Annotated in this window: 1 protein-coding gene and 1 pseudogene; one reads left to right on the top strand and one right to left on the bottom strand. The window is 60.5% G+C overall.

Annotated elements, in window-relative coordinates; all coding sequences use genetic code 11:
- Positions 1-181 (bottom strand): annotated as a pseudogene (locus tag AC1DUU_RS32560) (sulfonate ABC transporter permease); the annotation flags it as partial.
- Positions 182-706: 525 nt separating this feature from the next.
- Here AC1DUU_RS32560 and AC1DUU_RS32555 point away from each other — a divergent pair.
- On the top strand, positions 707-1,166 hold a 460-nt coding region (locus tag AC1DUU_RS32555), incomplete at its 3' end, for a c-type cytochrome (RefSeq protein ID WP_476787409.1).

The following is a 1,166-nucleotide window of genomic DNA, read 5'->3' as shown; positions in this document are numbered from 1 at the left end:
TTGCCGGATCGAGCGAGATGGGCGCCTGGTCAAGCGCTGCGAGTGGGGCGAGCGTGTCGCGGCCACCTTGGATGATGAGAATGAGCGTACCGAAGAGCAGGCCGAAGGCCAGCGCATCCCAGAGATTTGGGACGTAGCGCCGCCGCCGGCCGGCCTCGAGGGCCGGATGATGCATGGTCATGGTCTGACAACCCGATTATCGAATAAAAGCAGGGCCGCGCCAAAGCGCAACTGGCGACTGCCGCGTGAGCAGCAGTGTCAGTGCCTTATTCGATCTCCACTGTCTGCAGACCTGAGAGCGGGTTGTCGGATGCGGAAGATGGGCGCCCGCATGTTTCACCTCTTGTCCTGTGCCTGCCGGCGTGGACGAGGTGAACCGGACGCGGATGGTCAGTTTCGCGGCGTCGCAGCGAGCAGGCTGATGCTAGATCGACTGGAACTGTCCATAAACGGAGCTATCCTGAGTTCACGCCGGCACCTGTTGCCGGCAGGTGGTATATTGCGCTGCATCAATTCGCGGTCAAGTTGATTTTTCGTAACAAAAATCTCCTCAAATGCCGTCTTGCGCCAGGGGCGCCCAAGTCCGCGTATATAGCTCCAATAGCTTATCCGACAGCCTCTGGTCACTGAACTCTTACGGTGCGAGAGTTTGGTGACGGGCGGGATGCGAGGGGATCACAAACAGGCACAGCGATGAGGTGAAGCGATGTTTCGAACGTCGGTTGGATTTGCATTCCTAGCTCTGGCGGCCTCCGCATCCGCGGCCCCGATCGCCGACAGCGCGCAAGTGGCGCGGGGTAAATATCTCGCAACAGTGAGCGGTTGCAACGACTGCCACACGCCAGGTTATTTCTTCGGCAATCCCGATGATACGAAATTTCTGGGTGGCTCGGACGTCGGCTTCGAGATTCCGGGGCTGGGTGTCTTCGTCGGCCGCAACATCACGCCTGACGAGGAAACCGGTATCGGCAGATGGACGACCAAGCAGATCGTCACGGCGATCCAGACCGGTCAACGGCCGGACGGTCGCGAACTCGCGCCCAWCATGCCCTGGCACGCCTTCGCGCAACTCACCCCGGAGGATGCGGGCGCAATAGCGGCATTCCTCCAGAGCATCAAACCGGTCAAAAACGCGGTTCCCGGCCCCTTCAAACCGGGCGAGAAGG

Source organism: Aminobacter sp. P4_H6_2, assembly GCF_056400805.1.
The sequence above is the reverse complement of the archived record's forward strand: the minus strand, read 5'-3'. Positions and strand labels throughout refer to the sequence as shown.